At 47.3% G+C, this 20,174-nt stretch carries 22 protein-coding genes; 1 reads left to right on the top strand and 21 read right to left on the bottom strand.

What is annotated here, in order from left to right; all coding sequences use genetic code 11:
- Positions 1–40: 40 nt before the first annotated feature.
- From K2Q26_02135 to K2Q26_02120, 4 genes are read right to left on the bottom strand one after another with little or no spacing between them, the layout of a single operon-like run.
- The gene (locus tag K2Q26_02135) at positions 41–514 is read right to left on the bottom strand and encodes a DUF421 domain-containing protein (protein ID MBY0314290.1); all 474 of its coding nucleotides are present in this window, start codon (positions 512–514) and stop codon (positions 41–43) included.
- Positions 514–882 (bottom strand): hypothetical protein, encoded by a 369-nt coding sequence (locus K2Q26_02130; GenBank protein ID MBY0314289.1) that lies wholly within the window; start codon positions 880–882, stop codon positions 514–516. Before K2Q26_02130 ends, K2Q26_02135 begins: the two co-directional genes overlap by 1 nt.
- Positions 879–1,475 carry a sigma-70 family RNA polymerase sigma factor gene (locus K2Q26_02125; GenBank protein ID MBY0314288.1) on the bottom strand — a complete coding sequence of 199 codons (597 nt, stop codon included), beginning with the start codon at positions 1,473–1,475 and terminating at the stop codon, positions 879–881. Before K2Q26_02125 ends, K2Q26_02130 begins: the two co-directional genes overlap by 4 nt.
- A gap of 20 nt (positions 1,476–1,495) precedes the next feature.
- Positions 1,496–2,308, bottom strand: coding sequence for a hypothetical protein (locus tag K2Q26_02120; GenBank protein MBY0314287.1), 813 nt, complete (start codon positions 2,306–2,308; stop codon positions 1,496–1,498).
- 192 nt (positions 2,309–2,500) lie between these two features.
- On the opposite strand from K2Q26_02120, the gene K2Q26_02115 reads away from it, so the two are divergent.
- On the top strand, positions 2,501–2,809 hold the full coding sequence (locus K2Q26_02115) for a hypothetical protein (protein ID MBY0314286.1): 309 nt from the start codon (positions 2,501–2,503) through the stop codon (positions 2,807–2,809).
- A 93-nt stretch (positions 2,810–2,902) separates the two neighbouring features.
- Here the strand turns inward: K2Q26_02115 and rpsI are convergent, their stop codons facing one another.
- The 17 genes from rpsI to K2Q26_02030 all read right to left on the bottom strand — a co-directional run bounded on the left by rpsI (position 2,903) and on the right by K2Q26_02030 (position 20,169).
- Complete coding sequence (gene rpsI / locus K2Q26_02110) at positions 2,903–3,301, bottom strand: 30S ribosomal protein S9 (protein ID MBY0314285.1); 399 nt, start codon at positions 3,299–3,301, stop codon at positions 2,903–2,905.
- A gap of 10 nt (positions 3,302–3,311) precedes the next feature.
- Positions 3,312–3,740 (bottom strand): 50S ribosomal protein L13, encoded by a 429-nt coding sequence (gene rplM / locus K2Q26_02105; protein ID MBY0314284.1) that lies wholly within the window; start codon positions 3,738–3,740, stop codon positions 3,312–3,314.
- A gap of 33 nt (positions 3,741–3,773) precedes the next feature.
- On the bottom strand, positions 3,774–4,547 hold the full coding sequence (gene truA, locus K2Q26_02100; GenBank protein MBY0314283.1) for a tRNA pseudouridine(38-40) synthase TruA: 774 nt from the start codon (positions 4,545–4,547) through the stop codon (positions 3,774–3,776).
- Positions 4,548–4,643: 96 nt separating this feature from the next.
- Positions 4,644–5,462, bottom strand: coding sequence for a hypothetical protein (locus K2Q26_02095; protein ID MBY0314282.1), 819 nt, complete (start codon positions 5,460–5,462; stop codon positions 4,644–4,646).
- Positions 5,459–6,814: a hypothetical protein gene (locus K2Q26_02090; GenBank protein ID MBY0314281.1), complete on the bottom strand. Its 1,356-nt coding sequence runs from the start codon at positions 6,812–6,814 to the stop codon at positions 5,459–5,461. Before K2Q26_02090 ends, K2Q26_02095 begins: the two co-directional genes overlap by 4 nt.
- Positions 6,815–6,896: 82 nt before the next feature.
- Positions 6,897–7,910, bottom strand: a complete 1,014-nt coding sequence (locus K2Q26_02085) for an aspartate-semialdehyde dehydrogenase (GenBank protein MBY0314280.1) — start codon at positions 7,908–7,910, stop codon at positions 6,897–6,899.
- Complete coding sequence (gene pssA / locus K2Q26_02080) at positions 7,885–8,685, bottom strand: CDP-diacylglycerol--serine O-phosphatidyltransferase (protein MBY0314279.1); 801 nt, start codon at positions 8,683–8,685, stop codon at positions 7,885–7,887. Before pssA ends, K2Q26_02085 begins: the two co-directional genes overlap by 26 nt.
- The gene (locus K2Q26_02075) at positions 8,685–9,308 is read right to left on the bottom strand and encodes a hypothetical protein (GenBank protein ID MBY0314278.1); all 624 of its coding nucleotides are present in this window, start codon (positions 9,306–9,308) and stop codon (positions 8,685–8,687) included. The genes pssA and K2Q26_02075 overlap by 1 nt, the downstream gene beginning before the upstream one ends.
- 62 nt (positions 9,309–9,370) lie before the next feature.
- Positions 9,371–9,814 carry a hypothetical protein gene (locus K2Q26_02070; GenBank protein MBY0314277.1) on the bottom strand — a complete coding sequence of 148 codons (444 nt, stop codon included), beginning with the start codon at positions 9,812–9,814 and terminating at the stop codon, positions 9,371–9,373.
- A 227-nt stretch (positions 9,815–10,041) separates the two neighbouring features.
- Positions 10,042–10,431, bottom strand: a complete 390-nt coding sequence (locus K2Q26_02065) for a hypothetical protein (protein ID MBY0314276.1) — start codon at positions 10,429–10,431, stop codon at positions 10,042–10,044.
- 128 nt (positions 10,432–10,559) lie between these two features.
- Positions 10,560–14,231, bottom strand: coding sequence for a methionine synthase (metH, locus tag K2Q26_02060; GenBank protein MBY0314275.1), 3,672 nt, complete (start codon positions 14,229–14,231; stop codon positions 10,560–10,562).
- Positions 14,232–14,276: 45 nt separating this feature from the next.
- Positions 14,277–15,002: a glycosyltransferase family 2 protein gene (locus K2Q26_02055; GenBank protein MBY0314274.1), complete on the bottom strand. Its 726-nt coding sequence runs from the start codon at positions 15,000–15,002 to the stop codon at positions 14,277–14,279.
- Positions 14,996–15,895, bottom strand: coding sequence for a hypothetical protein (locus tag K2Q26_02050; protein MBY0314273.1), 900 nt, complete (start codon positions 15,893–15,895; stop codon positions 14,996–14,998). Before K2Q26_02050 ends, K2Q26_02055 begins: the two co-directional genes overlap by 7 nt.
- 1 nt (position 15,896) lies before the next feature.
- Positions 15,897–16,673 (bottom strand): hypothetical protein, encoded by a 777-nt coding sequence (locus K2Q26_02045; protein ID MBY0314272.1) that lies wholly within the window; start codon positions 16,671–16,673, stop codon positions 15,897–15,899.
- On the bottom strand, positions 16,673–18,388 hold the full coding sequence (locus tag K2Q26_02040; protein ID MBY0314271.1) for an aromatic amino acid hydroxylase: 1,716 nt from the start codon (positions 18,386–18,388) through the stop codon (positions 16,673–16,675). Before K2Q26_02040 ends, K2Q26_02045 begins: the two co-directional genes overlap by 1 nt.
- Before the next feature lie 13 nt (positions 18,389–18,401).
- Entirely contained in the window at positions 18,402–19,376 is a 975-nt protein-coding gene (gene rfaD / locus K2Q26_02035) for an ADP-glyceromanno-heptose 6-epimerase (GenBank protein MBY0314270.1), read from the bottom strand.
- A 52-nt stretch (positions 19,377–19,428) separates the two neighbouring features.
- On the bottom strand, positions 19,429–20,169 hold the full coding sequence (locus tag K2Q26_02030) for a hypothetical protein (GenBank protein MBY0314269.1): 741 nt from the start codon (positions 20,167–20,169) through the stop codon (positions 19,429–19,431).
- Positions 20,170–20,174: the final 5 nt, after the last annotated feature.

Raw genomic sequence — 20,174 nt, 5'->3', positions numbered from 1 at the left:
AACCCTCACCGCGTTTACCCAATGGACCAGACCGCAAAAACTATTTGTTCTTAATCACCGTGATTTGTCCATTGGCTTCGATAATGGCATACTTGACCTCGGAAAGGTCTGTAACCTCGTGCTCTCGCAGCAGAGCGGAGAGTTCTTCGTCACTGATGGTCTCTTTTCGCAAAGTCTTTTCGACGGGTTTACCGTTGAGGACAAGAAAATCTGGAGTGCCCTCGGTGATGCGAGAGAATTTGGGAAATTTATAACCGACGTAATCCATCAAAGTATTAAAAGAGACCAATGTGCCCGCGAGAATGAGTCCACCGATCAGAGAATTGTCGCCGCCATTCATCGAGTTTTGGACGGCATTGCTTAGAATTAAAAGTAAGACAAAATCAAAAGATGAAAATTGTCCGATCTGACGTTTTCCACTCACTCTCAACATAAATAATAAAAAGATGTAAACCGAGAGGGCGCGGATCACAAAGTTCCACCACGGCAAGCTGAGATCGAACAGATCACTCATTAGAACACCTTTTCTTCATCGGAGAGCAGCCAGTAGGCCAAACCGGCGGCGCTCAATGTAGAGATCACCGTCGCGTGCATCAAATATTGAGGGGCACTCTCGATCAACGCTTTGATCGCATTGAGTGTAAATGGAATATAAGACAACACAACACTCAAACTCATCGGTGTGACGAAATAGAGAAAGCAGAGGCCGAACAAGCCACCCAACACTGGGCCGGTGCTTGTGATCCAAGCGAGGCGCGGCTCTTGAGGCAAAGCACTTAATACATTTTGGGTAAAGACTTCACTCTCTGGCGGATTTTCCATCAGGAAGTTTTCGATATCGAGATCTAATTGTTTTTCTAAATCGGTTTTGTTCATGTTCATTGAGCACTTCCTTGGTAGGAAAGGAGTTTTAACTTTAGCTTTTCTTTGGCACGAAGGACATTGGTTTTTACTGTTCCCAAGGGAATTTGCAGAATCTCTGCGACTTCGGGATGGGTGAGTTCCTGAACGTAGCACAAGCCGAGAACCAGGCGGTCGTCGCTATCGAGTTCCTTGAGAGCGCGGTGGATGTCCATTCTTCTCCCGTAATCCTGAGCTCGTTCGTCATCCTGAGCGCGTTTGTCATCCTGAGCAGAGCGAAGGATCTCAGATCCGCCTTGAGATCCTTCGCTTTCGCTCAGGATGACGGGGTCCATGGGAGTCTCGTGATGTTTTCGAGCGTTCTGCAAAAATACGTTTTTACCGATGGAAAATAACCAGGTACTAAATTTCGCGTGGCCTTTAAAACTCGAAAGCCCCTTGTAGGCGGAGATGAAAGTTTCTTGCGAGAGGTCGTCAGCAAGAGCTTGATCTCCACCGGCGAGTTTTAAGAAAAACCCGCGAAGGGAGGACTGATATCTTTGAATCAGTTCACTGTAAGAGTTTCGATCACCCTCGACAACAACCCGGGCAATCAGTTCGGCATCGCTCAACATTCTCGGCTTCTTTCTCTGATCTATTTTTGAGGTTGAGAATTTTTCTTAATATAGGCTGAACCCAATTGACCTAACCCGATAAACGTAAAGACGGCGCCAATCGCCCAAGGTGCGCCCACTGTCTGGAAAAATAAAGCAAGACCGAGTCCAACCAGGACAAATTTGATCCCGCGACTCATTTCGTCCTGCCAAGAGCGTCCCTTGCTTTCAGAGGTCGCAAAAACATCTGCGGGAATGGGCTGGCCTTTCTCGATAGCGAGTCGATAGAGATCCAGCTGCTCGCGACGAGTGCGATAGGCAAAATAATATTTAGCCCCGAAAACTCCAGCAAAGGTCAGAAACAAAAAGATCGGAACTAAGATGTCGTCTAAGCCCTCGTAAAATATTTCAGATTCTGTGCGCGGTCTTTTCTTGTGTTGTATCTTTTTCTCGATTAATTCGGCGAGAGTGGCTTCGAGTTTGTCGGTGTCTTCGCCCAGATTCATTTGAGTTTTCATAAGCTGTTTTACAGTACGAATTTTGTCTCGAATCTCTTTTTTCTCTTCGTTAGAGATTGTTGCAGCTCCAACATCCTCGCCGTCATTTGTAGTAGAGCTTAAACTGATCTGAATTTTGTTTGTTTTATCCACATCATCTTCTTGGGGAGCTACGGCACGCGTATCTATAACCGCCGCCTGCTTTTTGGGGAGCTGGGACTCCACCTTTGTAGTAGAAGTGTCGTCTTGAGCCAGAGCCGGCACGGTCATCAGGATCATGGCAAAGTAGACCTGAAGGACAACGGCTAAGATCATAAGTGGGTAAACTACTAAATTTCTTGCGATTTTTTCTGACATAAAAGACCTCTCTTTAATCATTTGGCAGATGAACTGCTCTTTATACCTCTTAGATGCGGGAAAAGGAGATTTGGATTCAAAAAAGATTATTTTTTTAGAGAACGATAAAATGATGAATTAGCGCTTGAAAAACTTCATAAAGAAAACGTCGCTCAAATTACGGAGCACTATAAAGATTTAAAAGCGGGTTGCATGGGCGCCAATGTGGTCGTCACCATCAAGGGCAACGAGGTGAACTTAGAGTCCGCCAGTCACTTAGGTAAAGCTCGTTGTGCTGCGGTGAAAGCTTTCAATGCGGCTTGCAATGCAAAAAACAAAGCTTGGGACAGCACCGTTCAAACTTACACAACGACGGTCAACAAAGCTTCGACAATTGCGACAGATGTTCGTGAGACAGTGACCAGCACGGCCACTCAAATCGGAAGAGATCTCGACAATATGCAGAGACGCGCTCGCGAGATGGCTGCCGATTCCATTCGCCCAGCACCAGTTCAGCAATAGTTTGAGAGGATTCACTACAAAAAAAAAAAGCCCACGATTGTGGGCTTTTTTCGTTGAGATCCCAAGCGTTCGCCGGGGATGACATAAAAAAGATTAACGTTTAGAGAACTGAGTCGATTTACGAGCTCCGTGTTTCCCGTATTTCTTTCTTTCCACTTCACGAGCATCGCGAGTTAAGAAGCCTGCTTTTTTAAGAGGAGGACGGTTCGCTTCGTCTAAAGTGACAAGGGCACGAGAAACTGCGTGGCGAATGGCGCCTGCTTGTCCAGACTCGCCGCCACCTTTCACTGTGACATCGAGATCCACTTTTCCGTTTTTGTTCACGAGGAAAAGAGGTTGCATGATCGCTGCGCGAGATGCGGACATTCCAAGATACTGTTCTGGAGTTTTACCGTTGATTTCGATTTTGCCAGTTCCGTTCTTCATGAATACACGAGCGGTGCTGGTTTTTCTTCTTCCTGTTGCGTAGAAAACTTTTTTGTCTGCTGCCATTTCGTCCCCGTTATATGTTTAAAGCTTCTGGCTTTTGAGTTGCGTGAGGGTGTTCGGCACCTTCATAAACTTTTAATTTTTTAAGCATCATACGACCCAAACGATTCTTAGGAAGCATACCTTGTACGGCTTCTTCGAACATGAAGGTTGGATTTTTATCACGAACTTCTTTTGCGCTCATCTCTTTAAGAGAACCGAAAAAGCGAGAGTGAGTATAATACTTTTTCGCATCCCATTTATTACCAGTGATAGTTACGTTTTTCGCGTTGATCACAACAACGAAATCGCCCGTATCACAGTGGGGAGTAAAAGTTGGTTTGTGTTTGCCGCGAAGAATGGTTGCGACTTCGGTTGCTAAACGACCAAGGCTTTTTCCGTTGGCGTCGACGATGAACCATTTTCTATCAATTTCAGCAGCGTTTGCTGTCCAAGTTCCCATTTGAGCTCCTACAATCTAAAAGAGAGAAAAGTGTTATAGTTTTCGGCACTTATTGTCAAGTTCGCTAGGATATTTTACCCACTTTAAAAAGAGACCGTGGGCCGGGGCGGCAGCCATCGACTCTCTACGGTCCCTAGATTCGAGCATTTGGCGAAAGAGGGCAGGAGCCTCTTTTTTCGTCGCACACCAAAGCATGGTGCCAACAAGGTTCCGAACCATCTGTTTCAGGAAGCCATCGCCCACCACGTGGAAGACGAGACGGTGGCCTTTACGCACTTCCCAATAGGCTTCAAAGATGGTTCTTACGGTCGTTTCGACCTCAGTACCCGAAGTCTGAAAGCTGGCAAAATCTTGTTTTCCGACAAGGCAACTAGCTAAATTATTTAACAAATTGACGTCGAGAGGCTTTTTTACGTGGTGGCTGTAATGGAGGTCAAAGGGATTGGGGAACTCATTGTTGTCGATTCGGTAGATATACTTCTTTTTGACCACCGAGCGCTGAGCATGGAAGTTATTGGGTGCGAGGTAGACTCCCTTGATGCGCAGGGTGTCGGGGGTCATGCGGTTCAGCCGGTAGGCGAGGTTCATATTGGTCGGATCTTTGGGAACGTTCGAATGGGCCCATTGCGACAAGGCGTGGGTTCCACGATCAGTGCGGCCCGATCCGACCACAGTGACTTTTTTATTAAAAATCCGGCTCAGATGCAGCTCTAGAACACCCTGAACGGTGTTCTCCCACTTTTCCTGGCGCTGCCACCCGTAATAGTCTTTTCCATCATAAGCCACATTGAGCAAAATCTTATACACGCCTCTTAGGTACCAGGTCCTTTTTGCGGATGCGATGTATAAAATTGGGGGGTCAGTTTTTTACACGGCGCCTCCGCAAAAGGTACCGGGTACCGATTAGAAGCCGAGGCCGAAGCCGGCGGTGTACATGCTGGAGGTGAAGTCTTTTTGGTCGTTGAGACCGATGTTTTGGCGGAACTGGAAGTCGAACCACATTTTGTGGACGCCGTACTGCTCGTACAAGATGGTGCCCGCATTTTTATTAAGGATCGTTGTGTTAATGAGGATTCCGGCAGCACCTGCCAGAACTGGAGCTCCTCCGAGGACGGTTCGATCGCCATCGCTACGATATTCGATAAATGCGAAGTAACCGCCGCCGGCTTCCACGTAGGGCGTAATTTTTTGAGTGTCAGAGAAACGAAATTTATAATTGAGAAGCGCGGTATTGGGAAAAACCACGAAGGAGAATTTTTCTTTGGGCGGAGTCGCAGAGACGGCGCCATTGGCAAAACGACCATTTCCATCGGTGAACGTGGCGCCACTTCCCAATTTTAATGTCCAGCTCCCTAATGATTTACTGAGAATTTTTTCGTACTCGCCGTAAACGATAAAAGACGGTTTATCGGTGTACACATCTTTATACGTACGACCGCCGTCGCCTTCGATTTCAAAAGGGGAGATCATCCCGAAGCGAACAAAGGCACTTCCCGTTGTTGTCGGAATATTATCAAGATCATAGTAGAGAGCATCGCTACCGCGAGAGTCATCGTAATAATAAGCCTCGTCATCGGTGTGAGAGGGCTTAGGGATCGGGGCGCTGTCGGGATAGACTGAGGACGAAGAGCGCGTGTAAGGTGGTTCGAGCGGCGGCTTTTCCGCAGCAAATGCGGTCGTCATTCCGCCCAAAATACTCAGTGCCCCCAAAAAGAACTTCACGCCAAAACCTTTCGCTGCCGTCTAAAATATAACAATACTGCAAAAACCCCGAGGGACAAAGTCCAGGGCCAGTAGAGAAGAGCGTAGGCAAATCCAATGACCGGAGTTAACAAAATTCTGGCCCCCAGCATGCGATAAGGACTTTGTTGGATCCACTGCGCCCAGGCCGGCCCGGTCTTATAATACCAACGCACAAAAGCTTGCCCCGGTTTGTGAGTGAGAAGAAATTTTTTGCGGAACTCTCTTAACGATGCCACATGGGAGTTGAGAGGAGATCCAAAAGCCGCCGTCGCAATAAAACATTGCTGTTTGTCGGCGAAGAGACCGATGACGGCTGACGGTTTTACAAAATGGCACAAGCCATCGGCGGGGCAGGAGCTGTCCGTGGTGGTGCTGGGATCAAGTCCATTGTCTCCTCCGGCCGGATTTCCAAATCCCGTAGCACTATACAGTCCAATGTTTCCGGCCTCATCTTCGACCGCAGATCGACAGTAGTACGTTTGATCATTTCCAAAACCCTCAATCGTTTCCTCGACGATGTTATTGTTAGTGACCGTGAGAAATTTAGGAAGTGGATTCCAAACAGGAACAATATTATCAAAACCGGTGGCGTCACTATCATTTCCCGCTTCGCAAAAAAGATACGCGCGCGAGAGAATAGCGTTGGGCACAGTATTGAATCTTACATTCTGAATAAAAGCCTTTTCGTCCCCGGGAAACAACGTGTAGGCGCAGAGACCTTTGCAATCCGCCCCACTCAGAGCGTTACCTGTCAGCGCATTACCTGATCTAAAGACAACAGTTATACTCCAGAAGTCGTCCCCACTTCCGAGACCAGAGCCATCTTGATCAATGCCCACTTTGAGAACCAGTTGTCCTCCGTCAGCATTCGAGCACGAGCTGTCCCCGGAATTGATCGCATTACAAATTTCTCCCCATGTCACGCTGACGTTTCTGGGCTGATTAACTCCGGTGACCGCGGTGTCGGGTTGCCCGATGGGAGTATCATTTCCAGAAGAGGGACCTTGGTAGACAATTTTGGGAGTTCCCGTAGTCATTGTTGTCGATAAAATCTGAAAAGATAATCTTAATGTGCTGTAAATTTGGTTGAGATTGCAAACTGTCTCGGCGGGTCCGCAGCTATTGCAAGGAGATGTACTGTTAGTTTGACCGCTCGCGCAGCCATTGGTTGCATTTCCATTGGCTGAGCCACCAAAAATTCGGACCGGTGGTTTATCAATCGTTTGGTTAAAATCGACAATTCTGGAATACCCAGTGATACTGTTCACCTTGAGCTCGGCGAGGCTCAAGCTGCTCCATAATAAGACGCTGATATATAGGAAAATCTTCATCTTTTAAGGCTGTCATGTTTAAGAGAGAATGTCAAAATTCTCTCTTGGCTCGAGAAGGTCTTTCAGGAGTGTCTAAATGCTATTAAGAGAATAGCTTCTCAGCGATGAATATACCGTTGGTGGCGGCACCACGGCGAACGTTGTCGGCCACCACCCACATCATCCATGTGTTGGGGAAATCGCGGGATTGGCGAATACGGCTCACGTAGACATCATTTTTGCCGCTGACTTCATTCACGAGATGGAACTGACTGGGATCCTCGAGAACTTGGACGCCTTGATAGTTTTTAAGGCACTCAATGATGTCCGCCTTTTGCACCGTCTTATCCACAGTGACCCATACGGCTTCCGCGTGGGAATTCATTGTGGGAACTCGAACTGTAAAGGCAGAGACCTTAAGCTCTGGAAGTGAAAGAATTTTTTTAGTTTCCGCAACGATCTTGTTTTCTTCCGAACAAAAACCATCGTCATCTAAGCCCCCGATGATCGGATGGCAGTCAAAGCTGATCGGTTTTTTAAAATTCACTCCGGCGGAGGGTTTTTCGCCCTTGAGGTATTCCGCTGATTGTTTTTTTAGATCATCAATCCCATCTCGGCCGGAACCACTGACGGCCTGGTAAGAGGCCACATGTACCGACGATAATCCTAAATGCTTGAGCGCATGAAGCGGCAATACCATCTGAATGGTGGAGCAATTCGGGTTGGCGATAATTTGTGGAGTTTTAGGATTTTTAATGTGATCAAAATTAATTTCTGGAACAACGAGGGCCGTCTGTGGGTCCATGCGAAAGGCCGCCGAGTTATCGACAGCGAACGCTCCGGATTCAACGGCAATGGGTGCCCATTCTTTGCTGATTGGATCACCGGAGGAAAAGAAAACGAGATCTAAACCCTTAAAGCCGTCTCGAGATAAAACATCCATGGAAATATCTTGGTCACGAAATTTTTTCTTTTTTCCGAGGGACTGTTCACTGGCGAACAATCGCAGAGATTGTACGGGAATCTTTCGCTCATCCAAAAGTTGCATAAATGTTTCGCCCACGATTCCCGTGGCGCCAACGATTCCGATGTTAATGGGTCGGGAAATTGGTGTCATAATTTGGACTTTCTTTTTTGTGCTTCCCATAGAAGAACACGCCGAAAATAGCGCCGAGGGAAGCATAGGTTAAGAAGAGAACAAACAACATCACTTCTGGTCTCCAGGCGATGACGATAAATAACAAGACGCCGACCACGAGAACAGGAAATGGTTGTTTCTTCCTAAAATCTAAATCTTTAAAGCTCCGATAACGGAAAGTGCTCACCATTGTGAGAGCCAGTAGAATCGCGACCCCTAAAAGAATGGGTGACTTGTATCCATCCCAGCCTAAATCATGAAAACATAAGACGGCGCTCGAGACGATTCCCGCCGCCATGGGTGTGGGGAGACCTTGAAAGTAGTTTCGCTCTTCAGAGGCTTGCACATTGAATCGAGCTAATCGCAAAGCGGCGCAGGCGAGGATCGCGAAACTCGCAAGCCAACCCACGCGACCGAAAGGCTGAAGTGCCCAAAGATATAAAAGGATGGCGGGAGCCATTCCAAAACTGATCACGTCACTTAAAGAATCATACTCCGCTCCGAAAGCACTCGAAGTTTTTGTTAAGCGGGCCACGCGACCGTCGAGAAGATCGAAAATCGCCGCGACCACGATCGCGTAAGCGGCGGTGATGAACTCTCCGCGCATCGCATAGATCACCGAGAAGAATCCGCAAAACATATTGCAGGTGGTGAGTAAGTTCGGCAGGACATAAATATTAATGCCGATTCTTTCGCGAAGTTTTCTTTGGGTGCGCAAACGTCGTACATCCGGTGGCGTGGGTCGGTAGTCCATTAGAATCCCCCAAAAAGATAAAAGAGCCCGGAGAGGCCAGAGGCATTAAGAATAGGCTGAGTGCAGTTGTCATCAACGTCCCAAACCGGAATGAGTTCAGAGAGAGAGCCTATGATTCCGGCCAAGATCGAAGCCACAACGAGATGATCGACTAAAATATTTTTGTAGAAAAAGAAGAGTGCAGCGATCAATGTGCAGATAAAAAAAGCGGCAAGGCTTCCTTGGAGGCTTTTTTTGCCGAGGATTTTATTGTGTCCGTACTTCACGCCGACGAAGCTCGCCAGAGGATCACCAAAGGCCAAAAACAAAAGTGACAGAGTAATAATGTCTTTTGGAAAAATAAGTAAGATGACCGCAGTCCCGAAGAAAAGATAAGTCGTTCCCGAGAGTCGATGTAATTCTTTTCGGCGCATAATTCCACCGAGCACTTTCGCCGTGAATAAATTGAGTTTTTCGTTTCGGAGACGGACAAAGTCAAAAATCACTAAGGGAAGGCCGATCAACAGCAAACAGGCCCAAGTCACCCAAAGGGGTGCGAGGGCGTGGACAATCACCATGAGCAAGATTCCAGAAACGTGGGTCGCCTTGCGAGCTAAATGAACATCTGCCAGTGCTTTAATCATCGTCCACACAGGTAACACAAAAAATGGGGGCTGTGGAGCGCTATTTTAAGGCAGAAAAACGCTTAAAAGCGAACAATTTTGAGGGAATAGGATTTATCTTTGACTGAAATCGCAAAGGTATTTTCGCCCTTCACCAAATAAGCATACTCACTGGAGTACGTGGATTTGCCGGTAGGGAATGTCGAAAGTTTAAAGTTTAACTGCGAATTATCAATTTTGAAGTCTTGAGTGCAATTGCTCGCTTCGAGGCGAATGGTTTCATACTGAGTGGAATGTTCCACAGTTTTACCATCGGTCAGTTTTGAGCAATCCAGTTTTATCACCTGGTTGGCCACACTCGACGGAAGACGATGTTTTGTTTTTTGGCTCGCCGATTGAACTGTTTCAAAAATAGAAACTGCCGTGAGGCTAGGGTGATCCGCCAGGATCACAAGCAAGGCTAAAGTTATTGGATGAGCACAAAACTTCCAAAGTGAACGGTTTGAATTCTTAGGATCATTGCTCATGCAAAACTATCGGAACTCTGACACCCAACTTGAGGCCAATTTTCGCGATAGAGAAGGACTGGACGATTTTTTACCGTCAACATCCGAATGGTGTTTTTCTCAAGAGCCTATTCTCAGAATGAGACACCGACGATGATGCATGAAGGGCTAGGCGGAGTCATTTTGAGCGAATGCGAAGAGCCTCGGTGAGATTCTTCGCGACGCTCGATACCGCTAAAACAGAGTTATCAGAAAATACTTGGATCGATTTTAGGCAGAATAACCGTAAATCTTTTCCAGTGGAGGCCTTTCTTTTCGGCTTCGTTTTGGAGTAAATTTCGAATATTCAAGTTAAATTCTAAGTATAGGAACGAATCACAGTAATCTGGTGTAGAAGTGACGTCATAGATACGAAGTTTTGCTTCAAAATTCTTCTCGTCGAATTCAAGGCCAAACTGGGTGGAGTGATCTTGGCATCCGCCGCCTTTTGAATATCCTCCCTTGAGTGTTTCTCCATCGAAAGATAGAGTTCGAAGCGCGGTGATTTCGACTTTGTATTCCGTAAACTGATTGTCCTGATTATTCGCAAAAGCTGCGGAACCAACTAATAGTAATGCTATAGAAACAAGTAGCTTCATATGATTCTCCCTTGGTTTTTAGTCAGAGCCCAACATAAAGCTGAATTTGAATTTATAAAGCAAGAGTGGAGTTCATCGTCGCTTTCGTAAAGATGTGATGTGGCTTAACAAAGGAAGATGTAAAATATCTAATACCCTAAGATAGGACGGAGCCATCGTTCGGCCTCGTCCATCGAAATTTGTTTACGACGAGCGTAGTCTTCGACTTGGTCTCGGCCCACCTTCCCGACCATAAAATAGTCGGCCTCTTCGCGGGTAAAATAATAACCGCAGACAGAGCTGGGGGGATTCATGGCGTAGCTTTCCGTCAGTTCAACCTGAATATTCTCTGCGACATTGAGGAGTTTCCAGAGTTTCGCCTTTTCGCTGTGATCAGGACACGCCGGAAAGCCCGGCGCGGGGCGAATACCTTGATACTTCTCACGAATGATATCTTCGTAGGATAAGAACTCTTTAAGCTTGTAACCCCACTCGCCGCGAATCTTGCGATGTAAATGCTCTGCAAAGGCTTCTGCCAAACGGTCGCCCAATGCTTTAACGATAATTGCCGAGTAATCATCATTCGCGTCACTGTAGGCTTTAGCGATACGTTCGATCTCGTGCCCGCAAGTGACCACGAAGCCCCCGATACTATCCATGACGCCTGATTTTATTGGGGCCACGAAGTCGGCGAGGCAGCGATGAGGAAGGGCGGAATCTTTTTTGGCCTGCTGCTGACGAAGGAAATTGAGCGTCTCCCGAGGTTCGAAAGTCTCGCAATCGTAAACGATGACGTCTTCGTTTTGACTTTGCGCCGGCCACAATCCGTAGATACCAAAAATTTTAAGTTTATGCTGGTTCACTAAAGTTCTTAAGAGAACTTGCGCATCATCAAACAACTTCTGCGCTTCCACTCCGTATTTGGGATTTTTGAGAATGTCTGGGAACGTGCCCTTGATTTGCCACGCCCAAAAGAAGGGAGACCAATCGATCAGCGACGCCACTTCGCGCGCATCAATCTCTATTTTCTCCATAGGTTTGTACGGAGTAGGGAGGGGCTTAGTAAAATCAATATGAGTGGGGCGGTTATTCGAAGCTTTTTCAAAAGAGATGATAGTATCATCACGTTGAACGAAATTCTTTCGCAGCGTTTCGTACTGCGCCTTCATCTTTGTCGCATAAGCTTCTTTTTCGGATCCTTGAAGTTGACGGCACACATCTACGACCAAAGAGGCATCGCTCACATGAATCATCGGTCCCGAGTAAAATGGCGCGATCTTTACCGCAGTGTGGACTCGGCTGGTTGTCGCCCCACCTATCAAGATGGGAATAGTGAGTTTTTGTTTTTCCATCTCTTGCGCATTAAAAATCATTTCGTCGAGGGATGGAGTAATCAATCCACTGAGCCCGATAAAAGAAGCATTGTGTTCTTTTGCTGTTTTTAGAATCGTTTGAAGTGGAACCATCACTCCAAGATCAATCACCTTGTAGCCGTTGCAGGCTAAAACGACCGATACAATATTTTTACCGATATCGTGAACATCCCCTTTCACCGTGGCAATGACGAAGATATTATTTTGAGCATCGGAGGCCTGGTTTTTTGTGGCTTCTAGGAAGGGTTCAAGGTAGGCCACGGCTTTCTTCATCACTCGTGCGCTTTTCACCACCTGAGGCAAAAACATTTGCCCTGATCCAAACAGGACGCCCACTTTTTTCATGCCATCCATCAACGGGCCTTCGATCACTTTGAGGGGAATCTTGTATTTCTCCAGAGCTTCGGCCGTATCCGCATCGATAAAATCGACAATCCCATGGACGAGAGAGTGAGACAGGCGATCTTCGAGACTGGACTCGCGCCAGGCCAGATCTTCTTTGGGACCCTTGGACTTCTGGTCTTTGAATTTCTCCGAATAAGTTAAAAGCTTTTCCGTCGCTAGGGGATCGCGATTGAGAATGACATCCTCGATCAGATCGCGAAGTTCAGGTTCGATGTTTTCGTAGACGGTGAGCATCCCCGCGTTGACGATACCCATGTCCAATCCTGCTCTAATCGCATGATATAGAAACACGCTGTGCATGGCCTCGCGGACCACGTTGTTCCCTCGGAAAGAAAAGGACACGTTACTAATTCCGCCGCTGGTTAAGGCACGAGGACATTTCTGTTTGATCTGGCGAACCGCTTCGATAAAGTTCACTGCGTAGGGATTATGTTCATCGATTCCTGTCGCTACCGTCAGAACATTGCAATCAAAAATAATATCTTCGGGTGCGAAGCCCACTTGCTCGGTCAGAATCTTGTAAGCGCGCTGGCAGATGCTCACTTTGTCTTCGATGGAAGTGGCTTGACCTTTTTCATCAAAGGCCATCACGACCGTAGCGGCGCCATAGTTTTTAATTTTTCGGGCCTGCTCGATAAAAGCAGCTTCGCCTTCCTTAAGACTGATGGAATTGACGATCCCCTTACCTTGGAGACACTTCAGGCCGGCCTCTAAAACTTCCCACTTAGAGCTATCGACCATGATCGGAACTTTGCAAATATCGGGATCAGAGGCGACCAAATTGAGAAATTCGCGCATGCACTCAACGCCGTCGAGAAGTCCTTCGTCAAAATTGATGTCGATGATATTGGCACCGTTTTCCACCTGTTGGCGTGCCACCTTGAGAGCCTCTTCGAAATTTCTTTCCTTGATGAGTTTAAAGAAGCGAGGGGAGCCAGTGACATTGGTCCGCTCACCCACAAGAATAAAACTTTGGCTTTGCTCAATCGGGGAAAGATTGAGGGGCTCCAAGCCACTTAATCTCATCCGCGGTTCAATCTTCGGGAGTTGTCTCGGAGGGAGACTCTGAGTTTGTTTGATGATCTCTTTTAAATGCGCCGGCGTTGTTCCGCAACAACCACCGATGATGTTGACTAAACCATCTTCGGCCATCTTCCTAAGAGCTGCGGCCGTCATCTCCGGAGTTTCGTCGTAGCCGGTCGGCGCCAGTGGATTTGGGAGACCCGCATTAGGATAACAAGCAATAAATGTTTCGGAACTGCGGCTGAGCTCCTTCATGTAGGGAATTAAGTCCTCTGCTCCTAAGGCGCAATTCATTCCGACAGCGAGAGGTTCGGTGTGGCGAATGGAGTTCCAAAAGGCTTCGGTCACTTGTCCTGAGAGAGTTCGCCCCGACTTGTCGGTGATGGTGACCGAGGCAATCACAGGAATGCGTTTATTTTTCTCTTCAAAGACCAACTTGATTGCGAAGAGCGCAGCCTTGAGATTGAGCGTATCAAAAGTGGTTTCGGGGAGAAGAAGATCTGCGCCCGCATCCATAAGAGCGATCACTTGCTCTTTGTAGTTCTCAACCAAATCATCAAAATCTGTGGCGCGGTAACCGGGGTTATTCACATCGGGAGAGATCGAGGCGGTGCGGTTGGTGGGTCCGATGGATCCGGCGACAAAGATCGGTCGCGTGTTCGTTTTAGAATAGTCTTCGCAGGCTTCTCGGGCGACCTTGACGGCGGCGGCGTTGAGTTCCTTAATTACATCTTCTGTGGCGTATTCGATTTGTCCATACTTCGTGGCATTAAAAGTGTTCGTACAGATGATATCGACGCCCGCTTGCAAGTACTCCAGATGAATCGCGCGAATGATCTGCGGCTGAGTCATGCAGAGGATATCGTTGTTTCCCTTGAGGTCTTTAGTGTGTTTTTTAAACACATCGCCTCTAAATTGGTCCTCCTCCAATCGGTAGTTTTGGATCATGGTGCCCATGGCACCATCGAGATAAACGATTCGCTTTTGAAGGAGATTCGACAGATTTACAGTAGGAGACATTGCGTTTTTATACTACTAAGCCTGTGGAGAGACAACCTTAGAAAATTAAAGATCCATCTCGGGAGCTCGGCTATTCTGATGAACGAAGAGAGAGTTCAAGTATTGAAAATTATTTATGATGGAAAGAGACGACGGAGCCTGAGGGTCTTCATTCCACTCTTTTTGAGCGAAGGCATGACCCTGTTGGGCTCCGCGAATAGCCCAAGTGCCATGAAGCCGATCGGATCCTTTTGAGCACCAGGTTTCGAGCCTCTGGGCACTGACGTGGTCGGCAGGATTTTTAAGAATATTCATGGTGAGCTTAACGGCTTCTCTAAAGCCACCGCGCCAAGCCTCTAAGGGTGTGGCATTAAAATGCGTGATCGAGCCTACTTCGGGGATAGGATGGTAGTTGAGTGAGATGGTCGTTGCCAGATCCACCGTTGTTGCGGCCAAAGACGCATTAAGCTTTTCAAAAAGTGATTTGTTATAAAGCTTAATTCCGCCATAGCCATAAGTGAGATCGTTCACGGGATTTTTTGCACGCCAAACATAAACCGCAGAGGGATGAGGAGTAAAATGAAAGTCCATTTGGAACTCAGGCAAGATTTCGTTATCGCCATCAATGATAAAAAAATAATCCGTTCGACTCATCTTTGCAGCCGTTGCGTGAGCCTGAGCGACGCCGTCAATCCCATGCAGGCGCTGGGCCCGAGGGAAGCGTTCGGTGAGTTTATGCCAGTTGAGCTCGGAATTGCTTTCGGCATAGGAGAGAAAGATAAGATCTAGCATGGAATCATGGGTCCTTGCCTTAGGGGATTCACATACATCGACTTAAAAAAGCGGGATGCGGGCTTATCCAAGAGCATGATTTTAAGATCTAGGAGTTGATTTAAAGAGTCACCTGTTTTCTGTACCATCTCGTACAAATCCGTAGAGGTGCGCACTCGTGACTCAATCTCGCTCTTCCAATACTGCTTAAACCAGTCGTAGTCGCGGATGACTGTCAGTGGCAGATTGTTGCCATAGACTTCAAGACAACCCAGTCGCGCTCCGTAGATCGCCCATAATCCATTTTCGACGTCAGCGCCCACGCTGCACCAGATGCGGAGTCTCTCAAGATTGACCGGCGCAATCGTCTTATGAAAAGTTCGACGGAGGTGGTGAGGCTCGACAGTGATTTTTTCGCTGCGATCGAGCGCCATCTTTACGCCCTCGCGGAATCCTGCGCGAAAAGCCTGCTCGGCACTGCCGTGGATATAGGAGATTGACGGCGTATGAGGCATTTGGAAGTAGTTGAGCATAAAGCAAAAGTCGATGGCGGAGTTTTTGTCTTCGCTGTCTTCGTGAGATTTAATATTTTCCATAAGATGTCGTGGCCAATTTTTTATCCCACCATTTCCATAGGCCAATCCGTTGATGCTGTTTCTCGCGGACCATGAGAGAACGTAATGACTCTCGAGAAGACTTTCCGGAATGGACAGGTCGGTGAGTCGCTCGAGCAGCTGATTGTCGCCGTCGATCGTAAAAAAGCGGGATGTTGCGGCTAAAGCGGCGCAGGTTTTATGAGCGCGGTTAAAGCCTTTAATACCATCCACGCGCTGAGCGTGAGGAACCTGTTTTTGGACATGAAGCCAGTTTTCTTCTTTGAGTGGCTCATCGTAAGATATAAAAAAGGCATCCATTTTATAAAGTCACCGATGGAGAATTGTCCTTTGAGTCCTTCTCTTTATCGGAACGGTCCCGCAACTTCCTCACAGTTTGCTGCATGACTTTCTCAAGAATGCGGAGTTCTTTTTGATTCGGAACACCTTTAAGCAATAATTTTTTTAAAATGGTGTAAGCATTGACTCGATTGTGAGTGGAGATATCAATATTTAAAGCTTCGATCCAGCGGCGTAAACTTTGATCGGGGAAGAAAAATTTCTCTAATCTTTCTTGATGTTCGACGGCAATCATTTCGTCTCTTGAAGGTAAGTGCTGGTGACAGAGCGTGAGGACGGTGCACACGGCGTGGGAGAGGTTCATGCTCTTCACTTCTCCTGGAAGTTCCAGATAGGTTGTGAAGTGGACAAAGTTTAAATCTTCCTCCGACAAACCGTGATCTTCGGGACCAAAAATAAAATAAGTCACTTTGTTAAACATTTGTTCGGTAAATTCCGAATCTGTTTTTAATCGAGTGGCAAACGGGAAGCTCTCGCGATTTTGTCCTTCACGGCGAGAGAAAGCGATACGCATGCCCTCATGCTCCCAATCGTAAAATCTTTGCCAGCTGGGATAGATCTGAATTTTTTCGAGGGGTCCCTGGCCTCCGGCGGCTCCCTCATGGGCTTCGATGTCCATTTCGCACTGGGGATCAATAAGAATCAAATGCTCAAGTCCATAGTTCGCCATGGCTCGGGCCACCATACCGACGTTTCTTGCATATTTGGGTCTGACTAAAACGATTCGAAAAGACTGCATTAGACCACCTTGTCTACGAGCTCTAAACCGAGATCAATGTATTCTTTTTTAAGCGTGTTTTTTTCGCGAATTTTCATCAATTGGTCGTACACGCTTTTTCTTAACGAGTTTTCGACCTTTAACGTATGTAAGAGTTCTAGAATTTCCAGATAGGCGAGCCACTCCTCTGGAAAGTTCTGATCCAGTTGTTCGGCGACAAGATTTAAAGTCGCCGCTTTCTCTTCGTTGGAGCCGTTGGATTTTCGAGTCTGACGAATCAGTTCGTAAATCTTTTGAAGTTGAAGCTCAGCACTGGTCCATTGACGTCGAGGAATCACTTTTTTCACAAACGTATCAATGATACCAAAAGCTTTGCGATCGGCGGGTCCGGAAAAGACCGAGGCGATTCGCGTGCCCACCACCATGTCGAAACTTCCCCATTCGGGCCGGTAAAGAGTGTTGGCCCCGTGAGTGATCGTGCAATCATTAAATGTGATAATCACGAGCTTATGGTCCGCATAAACGAAATCTTGAACACGCCCTTTGAGATGAATTCCCGAGGGCCATTCAATCTGTGCAACTTCTCCAAGGCCGAGCTGGAGCTGTTTGAGTTCTTCTTCCGACAAGCCTATGGGAGAACTAAAGCCTTCTGGGTGACGTTCGGGTCCCTGCCCTTGAAGTTGCTGGCCTGCAAAGCAAATCTGAACCGGGCCTTCCATTTTAAAGAAGTCGACGTCTTCTCCTCGTGAAGTATATTCCGCAAGTCGTCCCGAGATCTGCACACCGCTATCGAGTTCAACAGTATTCACCGTTTGCGCTTGCTTGGCGGTTTTTAGTCCGTGAACTCCTCCGCGTTTAAAAGACATTTTCTCCTCCAGGTGATGCAGGACCGTGGTGAGGTGTTGAAAGTCCGGAGTGACAAAAAGCTGAGGCTGTTGCTCGGTAATGTCATAAGAGGTTTCGATGCAATCGACCGTAAGGGGTATTTTTTTGACCTGAGGAGTGGCTCGAGATTCGCCGAGGGAGGACAACAGTCCCGCGCCAAAAATTTTTGGATTGTCTAAGGGGCCCACCATTCCGTACTCCGCCGTCCACCAATTCATGCGCCCGAGGAGAGCGGCCTCAGAAACAAAGGAGATAGAGTTATTCACCTCGACGAGATTTTTTTCGGCCTGAGCGATGGCTTCGGGTGTAGAGCTCGAACTTTCTTTAATGTCGGAGAGATCGCGAATGGCTTCGTACTGAGCGAGATCTTCCCGAGATAAAATCGCTTTTTTAGCAACGCTGGCGTACTCTTTAAGGTAATTTGCAAACTGCTGATCGATCAGAATGGGTGCATGTCCCGCGGCCTCATGAACAATATCGGGCGCGGGAGTGTAAAGAATGTGATCCATCGAGCGCATATCGCTCGCGATCGGGAGAATGTTGAGGCTTTGTAATTCCATAAAGGCCGCCGGAGGAATAAATCCACTGACGGGAACAGCCATCCAGCCAAACTGTTGGAGTTTCTCGCACATCACATCGATGTGGGGAATTTCCTCGATACTAATTCCGGTTTTTTCAAGACCCTCGACGTAGCAAGGGTGAGCGGCCTTCGAAAGATAGGACTTCAGTTGGCGGAGAACGAATCTCCACGTCGCCTGGTCCATGGAGGTGTAGCGCGAATAATCTTGCTCCACCACGTATTGTCGGAGATGAGAGGGAAGACTTTCAACAACTTGCTCGTACGGTGTCATACCTTAAGCCTCTTTAAAAAAACGGATCCTGTTTTTGTAAGTACGTAATGTAGTCGGCCACACCCACTTCGAGAGGCCACTGCGGTTGAGAAAATCCTTGGCTCATCAGTCGTTCCATTTTTGCACGGGTGTAATACTGATATCGAGGACGCATCTCTTCGGGGACTTCGATCCATTCAATTTGTAATGGGATATCGAGTTCTTTGAATGTCGCTTTGGCGAGATCGAGCCAAGTGCGAGCTTGCCCGTAACCCATGTTGTAGACTCCGGAATGCCCTTTGTTATTAAAGACCACTTCGCTGATCCAGCGAGTGATGTCTTTGACGTAAACAAAGTCTCTTAATTGTTCCCCATCTTTGTAGTCAGGATGGTGGGACTTGAAGAGTTTCAGAGAGCGATTGACGGTGATTTGTCGAAACGCTTTAAACACGACGCTCGACATATCCTGTTTGTAATATTCATTGGGTCCGTAAACGTTAAAAAAGCGAAGCCCCATCCAAAGTGGCGGAGTTTTTTTCTGTTGAAGGGCCCAAATATCAAAAAGCCATTTCGATTCGCCGTAAGGGTTGAGGGGCTGAAACAGTTCGGGATCGGTCTGATCATCAAAGCCATGGGACCCATCCCCATAGACGGCGCCACTGCTGGCGTAAATAAACGGAACTTGATTTTCGGTGCACCACTCAAACAAACGCTGAGTGTATTCGATATTGTTTTCTTTGAGAAATTCACGATTTAATTCAGTCGTCGAAGAGCAGGCGCCCATGTGAATCACATGACTTACTTTTTTTTCGGCATTTTGAGCTGTCTCTAAAAAGTTCCAGATCTCGTCTTTGGTGAGAAACTGCGTGATTTTTCTTTTATCGAGCATGCCGGGACGGGCTGTGGGTTTGACCGTATCAACGGCGATAATGTCAGTGTACCCGCGTTCGTTAAGGTCCCAAACGATGGCGCTGCCGATAAAACCTGTGGCTCCAGTAACAATGATCATAGGGCCAGTGGTACCACAGCCGAATCCCTTTGTCCTCAAGTAATCAGTGGTTCTAGAGAGGAGGGGTTTCCGTAGATGGGGTGGGGGCCTCAATGACGGGAGCCGACACCGTCGGTTTTTGACTCCATGCTTTATAAACCGCATCGAGATCCATTTCCGCAAACACGGACTGATAAACGAGATAGTTCACAGGGAACAAAACGGGGAGTCCATAAAAGAAAAGAGGAACCACGAGTAGAATGGTACAGCCGATTAAAAATAGGGCGACCACGCAGATAAAGGCGAAGGCGCAGGCGATGTTTTTCCAAGCTCCCTCAAAAATTGTGAGGAAACACTCTTCCCAACTCAAAGACGAATTCAGTTTGCAATAAGCCGCATAGACCGCCAAGGACTGAAGGATGACCGTCGAAAACGTGACCAGTTTTTTGAGCGTAGACGGGATCGGCATCATGCCCACGATGTCCGAAAACGCGAGACAAGCTAAGCTGACAGCTAACATGGGTAAGAGTTCTTTAAGGATTCGAGAATCGAAGGTATCACTTAAAAAAGAATCAAAGGAGACGGCTTCGTTTTTAAAAATTTTTTGCGTGGTTCTGAACATTCCCACGGACGCGACAAAACTGATCACAGTGGAAAGATAGTTGCCTATAAAAGGAATAAACCCAAATCCCACGTTAAGCATGAACATACTGAGAACGCATCCTAGAAAAAGACCGTAATAGCGCTCGGTGATTTTCATGCCGGTTTGCAACCAAAGAATCGAATAATGGAAGGGTACAGTTTTCGTTGTCATTTCAC

Source organism: Bdellovibrionales bacterium, assembly GCA_019750295.1.
Taxonomy (GTDB): Bacteria; Bdellovibrionota; Bdellovibrionia; order Bdellovibrionales; family JAGQZY01; genus JAIEOS01.
This window is presented reverse-complemented; position numbering and strand designations above follow the sequence as displayed.